A 12934-nucleotide genomic window follows, 5' to 3' on the forward strand; every position below is an offset into this window, starting at 1 on the left:
TCAAGTCGGGCGGCGTTAGCCGAACATCGCCTGCAGGTGCAGACAGGCATCGTCATAATCGCTGCGTTCAAAAATGCCCTGCTGCAGGAAAGCTTCCATCTGCGGATAGAGCTTAATGGCCCGGTCCAGCATCGGATCGCTGCCTGCGGCATAAGCGCCGACGCTCACCAGATCGCGGTTACGCTGAAAGCTGGAGAGCAACTGCTTGAACTGGCGCACACGCGCATAGTGGGTTTCATCAATCAGCGAGGTCATGGCACGGCTGATCGACGCTTCAATATCAATGGCCGGATAGTGACCGGCCTCCGCCAGGCGACGCGACAGCACGATGTGGCCGTCGAGAATGGCGCGCGCCGAGTCGGCAATCGGGTCCTGCTGGTCGTCGCCTTCGGTCAGTACGGTATAGAACGCGGTGATTGAACCGCCGCCGTGAATGCCGTTGCCGGCGCGTTCTACCAGCGCCGGCAGCTTCGCGAACACCGAGGGCGGATAGCCTTTGGTGGCCGGCGGCTCGCCGATCGCCAGCGCGATCTCACGCTGCGCCATGGCGTAGCGGGTGAGGGAGTCCATAATCAGCAGCACGTGCTGACCGCGATCGCGGAAATCTTCGGCGATGCGCGTGGCATAAGCGGCTCCCTGCATACGCAATAGCGGCGAAACGTCGGCCGGCGCGGCGATCACCACCGAGCGCGCGCGCCCTTCGGCGCCAAGAATGTTTTCGATAAACTCTTTAACTTCGCGGCCACGTTCACCAATCAGGCCCACCACGATGACGTCGGCTTTGGTGTAACGCGCCATCATGCCGAGCAGCACCGATTTCCCCACCCCGGAGCCGGCAAACAGCCCCATACGCTGGCCGCGGCCCACGGTGAGCAGGGCGTTGATCGCCCGCACGCCGGTATCCAGCACATCGTGGATCGGCGTACGCTGCAGCGGGTTGAACGGCGCGGTGATCAGCGGCGCGCGGTAGCCGGTTTCCGGCGCGGGCAGGCCATCCAGCGGCTTGCCGCTGCCGTCCAGCACGCGGCCGAGTAGCTCCGGCCCCAGCAGCAGCTGTTTACCGCTGTGATCGCCGTGCACGCGGGCATACACGCGCGCGCCGGGCAGAATGCCATCGACCTCTTCCAGCGGCATCAGAAACAGTTTCTGGCCGTTGAAGCCGACCACTTCGCTTTCCACTTCGGTAATCGTGCCGTTGTCGTGGCGCTCAATAATGCAGGTGGCGCCCAGCGGCAGCTGCAGGCCGGTGGCTTCCAGCACCAGACCGGTGGCGCGCGTCAGGCGGCCGTAGCGGCGCACCGTCTGCACCTGACTGATGCGGTCTTCAAAACTGTCGAGCGCGCCCAGCCAGCGCGAAAGGCGTGACGTCATCAGAATGCTCCCGGTGCCGCCAGACGGCACAGCTCCTGCCAGCGCGTGGCGACGCTGGCATCCAGATCGCCGTCTTCGGCGCTGAGTTTACAGCCGCCGGGATGCAGCGAACTGTCGGCCAGCAACCGCCAGCCGTGTAAATCGAGCGTTGGGCCCAGCGTCTGCTCAACGCGCTGCAGATCGTCCGGGTGCACGCGCAGCTGCGGTTTGCCGCTGAACATTGGCTCCTGCTGAATCAGCTGCTGGATCTGGCGCAGCAGGGCGCTGCCATCCACCTGCGTCGCCTGGCCAATCACCGTGCGCGCCGCTTCCAGCGCCAGCTGCATCAGGCGCGACGCAATCACGCTATCCAGCGCTTCCAGCGTGTGATGGAACTCGGTGACCAGCTGCTGCATACGCGCCTGCAGCGGAGCCTGCTGCTGCTGGGCATCGGCCAGTCCCTGCTGGAACCCGGCGTCATAGCCGTTTTGCTGCGCTTCGGCGAAGCCTTTCTGATAACCTTCGCTGTAGCCCTGCGTCTGCGCATCTTTACGCATCTGCTGCTGCAGACGTTCCAGCTGCTGCTGCTGTTCATCTTCCTCGCTCAGCACGAGGTCGCTGTCCGGCTCCTCTGCCAGCAGCAGTTCAGGTTCGGGCGGCTGCGGTGCGCCTAAATCATCAGGCTGCCAGCGCTGCCATGCACGGGCGGAAAAGGCATCAGACATAGGTTTCCTCGCCACCACCAATTACCATCTCGCCTGCTTCCGCCAGACGGCGCACGATAAGCAGGATCGCTTTCTGTTCGTTCTCCACCGCGGACATACGGACCGGGCCACGGTTGGCGAGGTCGTCGCGCAGGATATCGGCGGCACGCGCCGACATGTTTTTGAGGAATTTCTCGCGCAGCGGCTGCTCGGCGCCTTTCAGGGCAATCAGCAGCTGCTCGGACTCCACTTCCTGCAACAGACGCTGGATGCTGCGGTCGTCCACTTCCACCAGGTTTTCGAACAGGAACATCTCGTCGATGATCTTCTGCGCCAGCTCGCCATCGAAGTCGCGTACTGCTTCGATAACCGCTTCTTCCTGCTGGGTTTTCATCAGGTTGATGATTTCCGCTGCGGTTCTCACGCCGCCCATCTTCGCGCGCTTGAGGTTGGTGCCATCCAGCAGGCCGTTGAGCACTTCGGTCAGCTCCGCCAGCGCCGCCGGCTGTACGCCGCCGAAGGTGGCGATACGCAGCATCACATCGTGGCGCAGACGCTCGTCGAACAGCGCCAGAATATCCGCCGCCTGGCCGCGCTTCAGGTGCACCAGAATGGTGGCGATAATCTGCGGGTGCTCGTCGCGGATCAGATCCGCCGCCGCCTGCGGTTCCATAAAGTTGAGGGTTTCCATGCCGCTGGTGGTTTCGCGCGTTTCGAGGATATCTTCCAGCAGGCTCGAGGCGCGCTCTTCGCCCAGCGCCTTGATCAACACCGAACGCAGGTAGTCGTTGGAGTTGAGGCTCAGCGCAGCAAACTGTTCGGCATCGGTTTCGAACTCGCGCAGCACTTCAGTCAGCTGCTTATGCGAAATCTGTTTCATGCTGGCCATCGCGGCGCTGAGGTGCTGCACCTCACGCTGGTTGAGGTGTTTGAACACCTCCGCCGCACGCTCTTCGCCAATGGTCATCATCAGAATGGCGCTCTTTTCAGTACCGGTCAGACTCATAGTTCGTTACTCATCCATTCGCGGATAACCAGCGCCACAACGCGCGGATCGTTTTCAGACATATCGCGGATGCGCTGGCTCATCACCTCGGCGCTCATGCGGTTGTTAGATTTGCGCTCCTGGTCCAGCTCGTCTTTATTGATCTGGACGCTGTAAGCAGCTTCTTCCTCACGGGCGGCAGCACGGGCAGCGGCGGCTTCGGCGGCGGCTTTCTCGGCTTCACGTTTACGCAGCAGCTGCGGACGCACCATTTTTCGGTAGAGGATGAAGGCAACCAGTGCTACCAGCAGCCAGCGACCGGCGGTCATCAGCTGATCAAAGAACGACTGCTGCTGCCAGAAGGGCAGGTCGCCGCCGGTCGGCTCGGTGGTGTTGAACTGCGAGTTCACCACGTTGACGCTGTCGCCACGCGTTTGCGAATAGCCCATCGCTTCGCGGGTCAGATCTTCAATCTGCTTGATCTGCTGATCGTTCAGCGCCACCGCTTTGCCTTTGCCGTCATCGCGGTAGTTGACCACCACGGCGACCGACAGGCGCTGCACGTCACCGACGTTGAGTTTGGTGTGACGAATGGTGCGATCCAGCTCGTAGTTCACCGTGTCGTTGCGGCTGGAGCTGCTCGGGCCGCTGCTCTGCGCGGTGCTGGTCGAGGTGCCGGCATTCTGCGCGTTGTTGTTCTGCTGGCCGTTAGCGTTGTTATTGTTCTGCTGCTGCGGGTTGGTGACCGGCGCGGTATTGGCCGGCGCAGGCTGATTCGACAGCGCACCCGGTACGCCGCCCGGATACGGGCTGCCGTTCTGATCGTTGGTGCTGGTCTGGCGTGAGCGAATCGCCGTGTTATTCGGGTTCGCGTTTGGCTGATACTTCTCGTCCGTCTGCTCGCTGCGGTCAAAGTTAATCTGCGCGGTCACCTGCGCATGCACATTACCCTGACCGAGAATCGGATTCAGAATGGCTTCAATGCGCTGCTGATAGCGTGCTTCCACTTCGGAGGCATATTTCAGCTGGGCATCATTAAGATCGCGGCCTTCGCTGTCGGAGCGCGTCAGCAGGCGACCCGCCTGATCGACCACGGTCACATTGCCTGGTGGCAGACCGGCCACGCTGCTGGAGACCATGTGCTGAATCGCCTGAATCTGGCCCTCATCCAGCGCACGGCCCGGTTGCAGGTTCAGCGTTACTGAGGCAGACGGGGATTTTTGCTCGCGCACGAACAGCGTCGGTTTTGGCATCGCCAGATGCACGCGCGCGCTCTTCACCGGTCCGAGCGTTTCGATGGTGCGCGCCAGCTCACCTTCCAGCGCACGCTGGTAGTTAATCTGCTCACTGAACTGGCTGATACCAAACTTCTCTTTATCCATCAGCTCAAAGCCTACCGAACCCCCTTTCGGCAGTCCCTGCTGGGCAAGGCGCAGACGCAGCTCATGCACTTTATCGGCGGGCACCATCAGGGCGCCGCCGTTTTCAGCGAACTGGTAAGGGATGTTCATCTGGGTGAGCTGGGTAACAATCGCGCCGCCATCCTCATCAGAGAGGTTGTTATAGAGAACGCGATAGTCGGGCGCTTTGGCCCACAGCACCAGCGCCAGAACCACGGCGATAGCGGCCGCGGCAGCAACGATTAATGGAATACGCGGATTTGCGCGCAGGCGGGCGAGAAGGTCATTAAAGCCTTTCTTTGCTGTATCCTGTGTGGCGGCTGCACTCGCATTCATGACCAATTCCTGCCTGACATAATTGACCGGGTGTATGTAGGTGACAAAACTGACTCCCTGATACGCATCCCCGCCCGTTGATGCCGTGTAGCTGGCCGACGGGGTAGGGGAAAAAATGAAATTCCAATCTAATGCCTGGCATTATTTGATGAATCGTGTCACTTCGATGGCTGGATAAGCCGGGTTTTTTGCAGTCATTTAGCGCCTTTGTCCTATTGACAGTGTGTTAACTTTTCCTCCGTGAAAAAAAGAACCCTTCATCTATGAGGTACAGGCAATGTCAATTCAGGCAATAGATGGCGTACTGCAGCAGCTGCAGCTAACGTCACTGCAGGCCAGTGGCAAACCGACCGAGTCCGCCAGTCAGCTCGATTTTGGTGCCACCATGAAAGCCGCGCTGGATAAAATCAGCGCCACCCAGACCGCTGCGCGCAGTCAGGCGCAGGATTTTGAGTTGGGTAAACCGGGCATCCAGTTGAATGATGTGATGGTCGATCTGCAGAAATCGTCGATTTCGATGCAGATGGGGATTCAGGTGCGTAACAAGCTGGTGAATGCCTACAGCGAGATCATGAGCATGCAGGTCTAGCGGCGCGCAATAAAAAACCGCCTGAGAGAGGCGGTTTCGTCAGGGTCAGGGCAGTGACAGTTTTTCGCTAATCGCCCGGTAGCCCTGTTCAGCGAAGCGTTGCTTGCTGATGGCGTCGTTTTTGGTGGGTTCAAACCAGGCACCTTCTCCACTGGTTGAGAAAAACCAGACTTCTGGCTGTTCTGCGCCGCGCTGCACCCAATAAAATCCTTCCTGCATTATCATGTCCTCCTCACAGGAATATAGTTCAGCTACGCTGCGCTTAACAGCGTAACTGACAATATTCTCACCTGCAGACGAAAACTAAGCAGATTGCGCCTCTTCCGGTGGCGTCAGTTTGCCACTGAGAAGTTTAAAACCGGCAGATTTAAAACGAGGCAGAGAAAGCGGTATTGGCTCCATCGGGCGATAAAAACCGCGTCCAGCATCCCAGTACCATACCTCAGGCTCAGTTGTGCTGCTGCCTACCCAGTAAAAACCCGTATCCATCAGTGCTCTCCAGAAATGAATGAAGGCACGCCTTCTCTAATTTCCGCAAAATAATGTCTTAATTAAACTCAATGATCAATCTCGCTTGCCGCTTCGCTTATTAGCGCCAGAGATGAGCGGCTGCGAAAATAACATCCGGTGGGTCGGTCCAGATATCATCGAAGGCTTATTTACCGATCCTGGAAAGGATCTTTTTTATCATCCTGACTGTCATCACGCGTACGCGGAATTTCACCGTGTTCGCGCGCATCATCCTGCGCCGGATGATCGTCTTCTTCATACGCATTACCTGCGTTGGGTGCCGCTTCCGGTAAACCTTTGTGCACCTCGCCCTCGTTTTTACGCTCCTTATTCGTTTCGTGTTGCTTCATCTCTCTCTCCAGCAGGGTTTCGTTATGATGAATTTCGCGTGATCAGCGGCCGTTTCAGGCGACCGTAATCGTTTTCACACTCTACACGCAGAACGGCTAAATTGTACAGTTTTGCAAAGTTGTACAAGTTTATGGGGGCTGTATAGAAGTGCACGCGTCAGCAAGGAGTAAAAATAATTTTGTTGAGCAGAAAGAGAGGCTTAGCACAGCGTCTGATATTTTATTCAGGTTAACTGCATGATTTTTCCTGCGAAAATGGTGATTTATTGTTGAAGAGAATGGCGAAATTATTGTGCAAATCTCCTCTGACCACACGAAATGCTAACTAAATTGTTGTACAAGTTTCCCATCTTTGTATAACTTCTCGCTTGTGGCAGTCAGTCACACGTAACGAATGATGCTTTGCATCGCCTCTGAAGGTGTTGTGGATTTCCACTTTCAGAGGCTGCTTTTTTACCTGTGCTGATTCAAAAATTTAACCTGAGTAACCGATTAATCACTGCAGTTTGCACTGCAGCTTACCCGATGAGGCTTGTTATGAAAAAGAATGCATCGACGTCAGCAGAGTCTCAATTGTCAGAATATTTCCAGCACGCGGGTTCAGAATATGCCAGTGAAAAAGAGGTCATCGCGCTGATTTACAAACAGCTGGCGGCGGTGAAACTGCGCGTGAGCAATAAAGATATTATTCTGGCCCTGCTGGAGCGATTAGAGTCTGAACATGACGTGGTTCAGCTGGATATTTATCGCCAGGCACTGGAACTTATTGTTCAGCGCACGCCTGACGATATCGCTTCCTGAAACCTGTGTCTGTCGTACTCCACTCCATTGCCGAAACACGGACGTTTAGTTGCCTGTTTGTTTCGCCCCTTAGCTTAGGGGCATTTATTCTCTTTGCGTCTCGTTTCCTGCCTGAATAAGCCCAGCGTGAAATGCACAATTGCCTCTATTCTCTGCTACAGTATTTAGCTGGAGTAAGCTTTCATGCAAGCAGGGTTACTCATTACGCCAGAGGGCGTATCACTTTATCGGGCACGCATGAATGTCTGATTCGCGGCTCAGGCCGCTGGGCAAACCTATGAATGATGGTTATTACTGGATTAAAGATGGCGAGCGCTATCCGGAAGTGTGGCTGTACCAGAAGCAGTTTGGCTGGTTTCGCCCGTGCAGCGCGGTGCCAATGACGCAGCGTACCTTTGAGATGATGAAGTACGTAGTGCTGAGTGAACGGCTGGAAGAACCGGCGCGTGAGACTGAGTGTTAAGCCTGTGACCGCCGTTACGGCGGTCAGCTTTGCCGGTTACTTAATCTCCGGCCAGGCTACTGCCGGGAAACCATTAAACTGTGGGCGGGCAAACAGATAGCCCTGGAATTGACTGACACCGACCGCTTCCAGCCACATCCACTCCTCTGCTTTCTCCACGCCTTCAGCAATCACCGCGATCTCCAGCGAAGCGCAGCACTTAATAATGGCATGCACAATCGCCTGTTTTGGGCCGCTTTTGTGCACGTCACTGATGATTTCCCGATCGATTTTGATCTTATCCGGCTGGAACTTAGACAGCAGCGACAACCCCGCAAACCCGGCACCAAAGTCATCCAGCGCCAGGCTGATACCGGCCGCCTTAAGTTTTCTTACTTCTGCCGTAAATTCTTCAGCACGCGAGATGATTTCATTCTCCGTCACTTCCACCACGATCTGCTCCGGTACCAGACCGTTGGCCGCGATTTCCTGTAGCAGGAAATCCACCGCATTCGGGACGGTGACCAGCGACATCGGCAGCAGATTGATGGTCAGCGTCTGCTCGCCGAGGCCGAGATTTTTCGCCAGGTTGAAGGCCAGACTCTTGGACTGAATATCGGCGTGGTAAATCGCATCGCCGCCAAACGCAGAGAAGTACTCCTGCGGTGAACCGCCGTCCGGCGTGCGAATCAGCGCTTCATAGGCCGTAATACGCCGCGAGAAGGGATCAACAATCGGCTGAAACGCAAACCGGCAATCCTGTACATAGTGTTGCAGACTCTCCAGCTGACGCTGGCTTTCCGCATCAGTAATAAATTCCCAGGTATTCGCCGGCGGGATCTCGAAATAGTTCTCTTTTTCCCGCGCCTCAACGAAGGTGCGCAGGAACTGCAGTGCACGGTCGTCATAGGTGAGCTGGTAACGCGAAGTGCCTTTATCCAGCACCGCCTGCAGTACGCTGGATTTGTCGTGCTCGCGCAGGTCAAACAGCTCCATTCCGACGTTACCAAAGCGCCGGGCTGGCGCGAAGTCATGCATCAGCTCAACCAGATTGTGATGACGGGCGTCGCGGCAGATACGGTCGTAAATGCCCTGAACGGCCTGATCGGGTCCTTCAAGCAGCTGGAAGAAATGTCGTCCATCAAACAACAGAATGCCGGTGACATCTGAAACTTCGTTTTTCTTATTGGCTTTGCCGACCATATCCTCCAGCGTTTTGATGGGAACGTGATCATAGAGGTGGCTGCGGTAAAGGATGGTAGTCAGCATGAGATTGTCCGGCGCTATCGTTATTTTGCCTTACATTAACAGCCAGACGGCAGGATCTGTCCAGCGCTGAGACGCGTAATCGTTAACTATTTTATTAAATTCCACTTAACCGAAGCGGCTGGCGGGGCACGTCAGGTGGAATTTTAACTCAACCGCTGGCCAGCGAGGTTAACGATAAATAAATTCGATTGAAAGGATAAATGAAAAGCGTATCGTTAGCCGGGTTAACCGGAGGTGATAAAGATGTTGCGTGATTATTTGAAGATTGATGAAAGCGATCGTTTAGTTGAGCAGAGCTTGTTACGCCTGCATAACCGGGGACAGGAAGATGTCACCGAATGGCATATCGTCGGTGCCAACGGTGAGCACAAGGGCAGCGTGGCGCTGTTCGATAAACTGAGTAACCGTCGCTCTTATCGCGTCAGTTACCGTATAACGCAAACCGATCTCCAGGGGAGGGTGGTCGTTGATCATCTCACCGACACGTTGTGATTTTTGCCGTAGTCTTTTGTTGGATTTGACCCGCCGCGTGGCGGGTTTTTTGCTGCTTCAGCGGCTGCCGCGCCGCCGCATTTCCACCAGCGTGCCAATCAGTTCCAGCGTACTTTTCTGACTCTGCTGCACGGGAAAATCTTCGTTCAGCGGCCGTAACGAGAAAATTTGCTCGTCGTGCATCCGAATAATTCGCACCATCGCGACGTCGTCAACCCGCGCCAGCACCACATCGCCCGGCTGGGGCACGCGTTGCGGATCAAAAATCAACCGGTCGCCGGCGCGATACGCCGGGTTCATGGCGTCATCTTCCAGCGTTACCGCCAGCGCACCGTCGCTCAGCGCTTCGTCACTGTAAAGAAAGCGAACAGCCTGCTGCTGCCACTGCAGTCGCTGCTCATTCAGCCAGTCCGCGGCCTGCACCAGCGTGACCAGCGGCACGGCAGTGAGAGCGGGGGAAGCGTGCGTACTTGCAAACGGCTGGCCGTCGCCATCAATAATCCACGCCGCGCTACACTGCAGCAACTCCGCCAGCCGCAGCAGATGCTCACCACGCGGCACCGTCTCTTCTTTCTCCCACTGCGAAACCGCAACGTGTGACACGCCAATGCCATTGGCCAGTGCCTGCTGCGTTAATTTCAGTGCCTTACGGCGCTGGCGAATGCGCTCACCACCAGATTCTTTTTTCATCATCTTGACAACTCCTCCAGGCTTGACTTAAGTATACTTAAAATCATTATTTAAAGTAAACTTAAATATGCCGCTGGCCGTGATACTGGCGAGGGAGGTCAGCGGGGTGTCCGGCTAACCCTCGCCAGGTGAGAGAGGTAGGGCATGGAGAGTAGTTTGGTCACCAGCGTAGGCGCACTGCTGCTTGGCGGTGGCGCGGCAGCGGTGTTCTGGAAACCCCTGATGGCGGGGATCGCGTCAATCGTCACCAGCAATCGCGCGGGCGGCGAGATCATCACCAGCTACAAAGAGCAGGTGCTGCTTCTCAAGGAGAGCCATGCGCTGATGCGCCAGGAAAACGATGAACTGCGTATCCGTCACGACAAAAACCTGCGGCGTATCTCATCGCTGGAGACCGATCTGCGTTTGATCAAGAACGCACTCGGTATCCTGCTGGCGACCACCGAAGCCGAGCACAGCGATAAGTTTCGCAGCCAGATTAATCAATTGATCACCACTCTGGAGGAGAACCGCGATGGTGCAGATAAACAGTGAACTGCTGGTGCGAAGCCACCGCCGTCATCTGATGCTGGGTGGCCTGCTGATGCTGTTATCGCTGCTGTGTGTGGCGATGACCATTCTGTTTCTTTACGTCAATAACGACGCCAACCGGCGCGTGGAGGAGATTCGCCAGCAGTACCGGGCGATCTCCGATCGACGCGAAGCAAAGGTCGCCGAACTGACCAGCCAGCTGGTTGAGCTGCAGAAAAAGCTGGATGCCCAGCCGCCGCGCAGCGCCAGCCATACCACAACGCCCTCCACGCCGCCGGCCGGGCAGCAAACCGCGCCACAGCCGCGGCGCTAAGGAGGACCTGATGCGAATTACCGAGCGGATCGCAGTCCGTTTGCAGCAACTGCGGTCTTTATTTAGCAATAAGGAGAAAATTATGAGCGATCAAACTGTCATCAACCCAACCAGCGCTGCGGCGCAACAGGAATTGTCACCGCTGGAGAGTTTTGCCAACGAAACGGCCAGCGCGCCGGCTGCCGCTAACAGCGCAGCTGATAGCGTTGCCCAGCCAGCAACGCCGCCGGCAGCCGCAACGCCAGCTGCGCAACCGGCAGCGCCCGCCAGCGCTGAGCAACCGTTTCATGCGGATGCTCCGGTCGATCTCGATCAGCAGCTGGCAACGCAGGATACGCTGGCGAACGGCTCGGCCAGCGCAGGCGCCTCAGCGGCCGCCACGCCTGGTGTGCGCAACGCGCAGGCCGCCGCACCGGTTGCTGTCCCCGACGCGCCGGCTGCTGCGACCGCCGCCAGCGATGCGGTGGCGCAGGATATCAGCGCCGGGGTGAAGGACTTTGTCCAGGCCTTCAGCTTTGTTGAACAGGGCGTGCTGAAGCTGGGCAGCGCCGCGAAGGATGAACTTATTGCGCTGGCGAAGAAGTATCTGTAATTCAGGCGGGCAGGGATGCCCTCATCACCCGTTCGGTCGCGAGATCTGCTTTTCCAGTTCCAGCGGGTTTCGCTGCCGGCTATTAATCTTTTTAGCGGGCGAGCCGAAGTAGATCGACCACGCTTCGGTATCGCGCGTTATCAGTGAATTGGCGCCTACTGCGGTTCCCTCTGCCAGCGTAAGGCCCGGCATAATAATGGATTGCGAACCGACGATGACATGCCGGCCCAGCACCACTTTCCCCGAGGTGACGCCGGTCAGGTGGGCAGGCACGGTGGGATTGGTCATGAATTCCCCACTATAGTCATCACTTTTCGAGTAGATTTTTACGCCCTGTGAAAGCCCCGAGAAATCCTCCATTTCCACACCGGCACCCGCCAGTACGGCGCAGTAACCGCCAATATGAATGTATGAGCCAAGCGTCAGATACCCATCGCCGGCAGCCACGAGGGTCGAGAATCCGTCGATGCGCACGTGATCGCCAAGAGTGATATTGTGCAGGCCAATAATGGTGCAGTTTTTTGCCACCATGACCTGTCTGCCGACGTGTTTAAAGCCGAAACTGTTCAGCTCATGTTCGGTGTAATAACCAGGATTGAAAGGTTCAGTCGACACAGTGCATTCTCCGGATGATCGGGGCTGGGGTGCCATTATAGGTGCGAAGGCAACAGTCTGTAGCGGAAGAAAAGCGCTAAATCTGACGTCAATTCATCGCAATCAGCCACGAATGGAGACTAAGTTAAGATAATTCTGCAGGCGGCTTCGCTATTATCTGCTAACTTTAATTGCTCAGGCGTTATTTTAACTGGCTTTATCAGCAAAAAGGAAAATAGCATGAGTGATACAGAGGCAATCAAAACCAAAACTGACTACCTGCGTGATGTCACCTCACAGCTAAAAGAGATGCGTCACTATGCGCAAACCAACACTGAGACGCTTTCCAGCCACTGGCTGGCCTTTGATGCCGGGGAGTATAAGGACAAAGAGTACGCCACGCGTTTTGATACGCTGATCAACAAGCAGGGACAGCTGCTGGATGATATCGATCAGGCGATTCAGGATCTGGAAATCGCCATCAATCACAGCGAGCAGGAAAGCTAAGCGCGGCTGCTGGTGGCCTAATCGGCCACCAGCCACATCTCGGCTTCATCGAACATCTCTTCAACAATACGCGCAATCGTCGCCTTGTCGTTTTTACTCATATCGGTTTCGATGGCGTTACGCTCCATCGGCTTAACCCGCACCTCCAGATCCGGAAAGACGCGCTGCACGCGCTTCTCCAGCTCCTGCAAAATCATTTCGCGCGCGCCCGGTAATCCGGCTACGTTGCGCTTGTCGTAAATCAGCTCCACAAACATCAGGGCATTCCAGTAATCAAAGTGGGAGCGTCATATTACTGTAAATAAAACCAGTGACAAGCGGCAGGGCGGCAATTATTTTCATACGGGTGAAACAGCGCGGCGTAAAGATGCAACGACAGGGGAACAAAGCGGGCAAAAGCAGAGGGTGCACGCAAAAAATCGAACCTCTGGAGGTGGAAATCCAGCAACACCTCCAGAGGCGGTGCAATAGCACCTTTC

General features: G+C 56.4%; 19 protein-coding genes. 8 read left to right on the top strand and 11 right to left on the bottom strand.

Features of this window, described 5'->3' with window-relative positions:
* Window positions 1-15: 15 nt before the first annotated feature.
* From fliI to fliF, 4 genes are read right to left on the bottom strand one after another with little or no spacing between them, the layout of a single operon-like run.
* A complete protein-coding gene (gene fliI, locus C1Y43_RS15755; protein WP_021509867.1) occupies window positions 16-1371 on the bottom strand; it encodes a flagellar protein export ATPase FliI in 1356 nt (451 codons plus the stop codon).
* Complete coding sequence (gene fliH, locus C1Y43_RS15760) at window positions 1371-2075, bottom strand: flagellar assembly protein FliH (protein WP_021509868.1); 705 nt, start codon at window positions 2073-2075, stop codon at window positions 1371-1373. Before fliH ends, fliI begins: the two co-directional genes overlap by 1 nt.
* Window positions 2068-3060, bottom strand: coding sequence for a flagellar motor switch protein FliG (fliG, locus tag C1Y43_RS15765; protein ID WP_021509869.1), 993 nt, complete (start codon window positions 3058-3060; stop codon window positions 2068-2070). Before fliG ends, fliH begins: the two co-directional genes overlap by 8 nt.
* On the bottom strand, window positions 3057-4775 hold the full coding sequence (gene fliF, locus C1Y43_RS15770) for a flagellar basal-body MS-ring/collar protein FliF (protein WP_104093183.1): 1719 nt from the start codon (window positions 4773-4775) through the stop codon (window positions 3057-3059). Before fliF ends, fliG begins: the two co-directional genes overlap by 4 nt.
* 277 nt (window positions 4776-5052) lie before the next feature.
* Here fliF and fliE point away from each other — a divergent pair, with 277 nt between their 5' ends.
* Complete coding sequence (gene fliE / locus C1Y43_RS15775) at window positions 5053-5364, top strand: flagellar hook-basal body complex protein FliE (protein ID WP_021509871.1); 312 nt, start codon at window positions 5053-5055, stop codon at window positions 5362-5364.
* Window positions 5365-5409: 45 nt separating this feature from the next.
* Here the strand turns inward: fliE and C1Y43_RS23830 are convergent, their stop codons facing one another.
* From C1Y43_RS23830 to C1Y43_RS15780, 3 genes are all read right to left on the bottom strand, one after another.
* Window positions 5410-5583: a hypothetical protein gene (locus C1Y43_RS23830; protein ID WP_158252668.1), complete on the bottom strand. Its 174-nt coding sequence runs from the start codon at window positions 5581-5583 to the stop codon at window positions 5410-5412.
* Between the two features lie 84 nt (window positions 5584-5667).
* A complete protein-coding gene (locus C1Y43_RS23660; protein ID WP_146068665.1) occupies window positions 5668-5853 on the bottom strand; it encodes a hypothetical protein in 186 nt (61 codons plus the stop codon).
* Window positions 5854-6023: 170 nt separating this feature from the next.
* Window positions 6024-6224, bottom strand: a complete 201-nt coding sequence (locus C1Y43_RS15780; RefSeq protein WP_104188852.1) for a hypothetical protein — start codon at window positions 6222-6224, stop codon at window positions 6024-6026.
* A 537-nt stretch (window positions 6225-6761) separates the two neighbouring features.
* Between C1Y43_RS15780 and C1Y43_RS15785 the strand changes: the two genes are divergently transcribed.
* Together C1Y43_RS15785 and C1Y43_RS15790 are read left to right on the top strand one after the other, a co-directional pair.
* A complete protein-coding gene (locus tag C1Y43_RS15785; RefSeq protein ID WP_166718439.1) occupies window positions 6762-7025 on the top strand; it encodes a biofilm/acid-resistance regulator YmgB/AriR in 264 nt (87 codons plus the stop codon).
* Window positions 7026-7302: 277 nt separating this feature from the next.
* Complete coding sequence (locus tag C1Y43_RS15790) at window positions 7303-7488, top strand: hypothetical protein (RefSeq protein ID WP_104188855.1); 186 nt, start codon at window positions 7303-7305, stop codon at window positions 7486-7488.
* A 36-nt stretch (window positions 7489-7524) separates the two neighbouring features.
* On the opposite strand, the gene C1Y43_RS15795 is transcribed toward C1Y43_RS15790, so the two are convergent.
* Window positions 7525-8736, bottom strand: a complete 1212-nt coding sequence (locus C1Y43_RS15795) for a diguanylate phosphodiesterase (protein WP_058757401.1) — start codon at window positions 8734-8736, stop codon at window positions 7525-7527.
* 243 nt (window positions 8737-8979) lie between these two features.
* Between C1Y43_RS15795 and C1Y43_RS15800 the strand changes: the two genes are divergently transcribed.
* Window positions 8980-9228: a hypothetical protein gene (locus tag C1Y43_RS15800; protein WP_104188857.1), complete on the top strand. Its 249-nt coding sequence runs from the start codon at window positions 8980-8982 to the stop codon at window positions 9226-9228.
* Window positions 9229-9285: 57 nt separating this feature from the next.
* Here C1Y43_RS15800 and C1Y43_RS15805 read toward each other — a convergent pair whose 3' ends face one another.
* Window positions 9286-9921, bottom strand: coding sequence for a helix-turn-helix domain-containing protein (locus C1Y43_RS15805; RefSeq protein ID WP_021509876.1), 636 nt, complete (start codon window positions 9919-9921; stop codon window positions 9286-9288).
* A gap of 141 nt (window positions 9922-10062) precedes the next feature.
* On the opposite strand from C1Y43_RS15805, the gene C1Y43_RS15810 reads away from it, so the two are divergent.
* From C1Y43_RS15810 to C1Y43_RS15820, 3 genes are all read left to right on the top strand, one after another.
* Window positions 10063-10452: a hypothetical protein gene (locus tag C1Y43_RS15810; RefSeq protein WP_031280179.1), complete on the top strand. Its 390-nt coding sequence runs from the start codon at window positions 10063-10065 to the stop codon at window positions 10450-10452.
* A complete protein-coding gene (locus C1Y43_RS15815; protein ID WP_058757404.1) occupies window positions 10433-10762 on the top strand; it encodes a hypothetical protein in 330 nt (109 codons plus the stop codon). Before C1Y43_RS15810 ends, C1Y43_RS15815 begins: the two co-directional genes overlap by 20 nt.
* Window positions 10763-10844: 82 nt before the next feature.
* A complete protein-coding gene (locus tag C1Y43_RS15820; RefSeq protein WP_104188859.1) occupies window positions 10845-11354 on the top strand; it encodes a hypothetical protein in 510 nt (169 codons plus the stop codon).
* 24 nt (window positions 11355-11378) lie between these two features.
* Here the strand turns inward: C1Y43_RS15820 and C1Y43_RS15825 are convergent, their stop codons facing one another.
* Complete coding sequence (locus C1Y43_RS15825) at window positions 11379-11969, bottom strand: acyltransferase (protein WP_233209845.1); 591 nt, start codon at window positions 11967-11969, stop codon at window positions 11379-11381.
* Window positions 11970-12188: 219 nt separating this feature from the next.
* Here C1Y43_RS15825 and C1Y43_RS15830 point away from each other — a divergent pair, with 219 nt between their 5' ends.
* The gene (locus tag C1Y43_RS15830) at window positions 12189-12455 is read left to right on the top strand and encodes a hypothetical protein (RefSeq protein WP_058757407.1); all 267 of its coding nucleotides are present in this window, start codon (window positions 12189-12191) and stop codon (window positions 12453-12455) included.
* Window positions 12456-12472: 17 nt separating this feature from the next.
* Here the strand turns inward: C1Y43_RS15830 and C1Y43_RS15835 are convergent, their stop codons facing one another.
* Window positions 12473-12712, bottom strand: coding sequence for a DinI-like family protein (locus C1Y43_RS15835; protein WP_021509882.1), 240 nt, complete (start codon window positions 12710-12712; stop codon window positions 12473-12475).
* Between the last annotated feature and the right edge of the window lie 222 nt (window positions 12713-12934).

Source organism: Pantoea sp. ICBG 828 (assembly GCF_002928355.1).
Classification (GTDB): domain Bacteria; phylum Pseudomonadota; class Gammaproteobacteria; order Enterobacterales; family Enterobacteriaceae; genus Pantoea; species Pantoea dispersa.

What these genes read in the sequence shown, in the direction of transcription:
- C1Y43_RS15830 (WP_058757407.1), top strand. Translation starts at nt 12,189, where the DNA reads ATGAGTGATACAGAGGCAATCAAAACCAAAACTGACTACCTGCGTGAT.
- C1Y43_RS15780 (WP_104188852.1), bottom strand. Translation starts at nt 6,224, where the DNA reads ATGAAGCAACACGAAACGAATAAGGAGCGTAAAAACGAGGGCGAGGTG.
- C1Y43_RS15795 (WP_058757401.1), bottom strand. Translation starts at nt 8,736, where the DNA reads ATGCTGACTACCATCCTTTACCGCAGCCACCTCTATGATCACGTTCCC.
- fliE (WP_021509871.1), top strand. Translation starts at nt 5,053, where the DNA reads ATGTCAATTCAGGCAATAGATGGCGTACTGCAGCAGCTGCAGCTAACG.
- fliH (WP_021509868.1), bottom strand. Translation starts at nt 2,075, where the DNA reads ATGTCTGATGCCTTTTCCGCCCGTGCATGGCAGCGCTGGCAGCCTGAT.
- fliG (WP_021509869.1), bottom strand. Translation starts at nt 3,060, where the DNA reads ATGAGTCTGACCGGTACTGAAAAGAGCGCCATTCTGATGATGACCATT.
- C1Y43_RS15785 (WP_166718439.1), top strand. Translation starts at nt 6,762, where the DNA reads ATGAAAAAGAATGCATCGACGTCAGCAGAGTCTCAATTGTCAGAATAT.
- C1Y43_RS15805 (WP_021509876.1), bottom strand. Translation starts at nt 9,921, where the DNA reads ATGATGAAAAAAGAATCTGGTGGTGAGCGCATTCGCCAGCGCCGTAAG.
- C1Y43_RS23660 (WP_146068665.1), bottom strand. Translation starts at nt 5,853, where the DNA reads ATGGATACGGGTTTTTACTGGGTAGGCAGCAGCACAACTGAGCCTGAG.
- C1Y43_RS23830 (WP_158252668.1), bottom strand. Translation starts at nt 5,583, where the DNA reads ATGCAGGAAGGATTTTATTGGGTGCAGCGCGGCGCAGAACAGCCAGAA.
- C1Y43_RS15835 (WP_021509882.1), bottom strand. Translation starts at nt 12,712, where the DNA reads ATGTTTGTGGAGCTGATTTACGACAAGCGCAACGTAGCCGGATTACCG.
- C1Y43_RS15815 (WP_058757404.1), top strand. Translation starts at nt 10,433, where the DNA reads ATGGTGCAGATAAACAGTGAACTGCTGGTGCGAAGCCACCGCCGTCAT.
- C1Y43_RS15810 (WP_031280179.1), top strand. Translation starts at nt 10,063, where the DNA reads ATGGAGAGTAGTTTGGTCACCAGCGTAGGCGCACTGCTGCTTGGCGGT.
- C1Y43_RS15800 (WP_104188857.1), top strand. Translation starts at nt 8,980, where the DNA reads ATGTTGCGTGATTATTTGAAGATTGATGAAAGCGATCGTTTAGTTGAG.
- C1Y43_RS15790 (WP_104188855.1), top strand. Translation starts at nt 7,303, where the DNA reads ATGAATGATGGTTATTACTGGATTAAAGATGGCGAGCGCTATCCGGAA.
- C1Y43_RS15820 (WP_104188859.1), top strand. Translation starts at nt 10,845, where the DNA reads ATGAGCGATCAAACTGTCATCAACCCAACCAGCGCTGCGGCGCAACAG.
- fliI (WP_021509867.1), bottom strand. Translation starts at nt 1,371, where the DNA reads ATGACGTCACGCCTTTCGCGCTGGCTGGGCGCGCTCGACAGTTTTGAA.
- fliF (WP_104093183.1), bottom strand. Translation starts at nt 4,775, where the DNA reads ATGAATGCGAGTGCAGCCGCCACACAGGATACAGCAAAGAAAGGCTTT.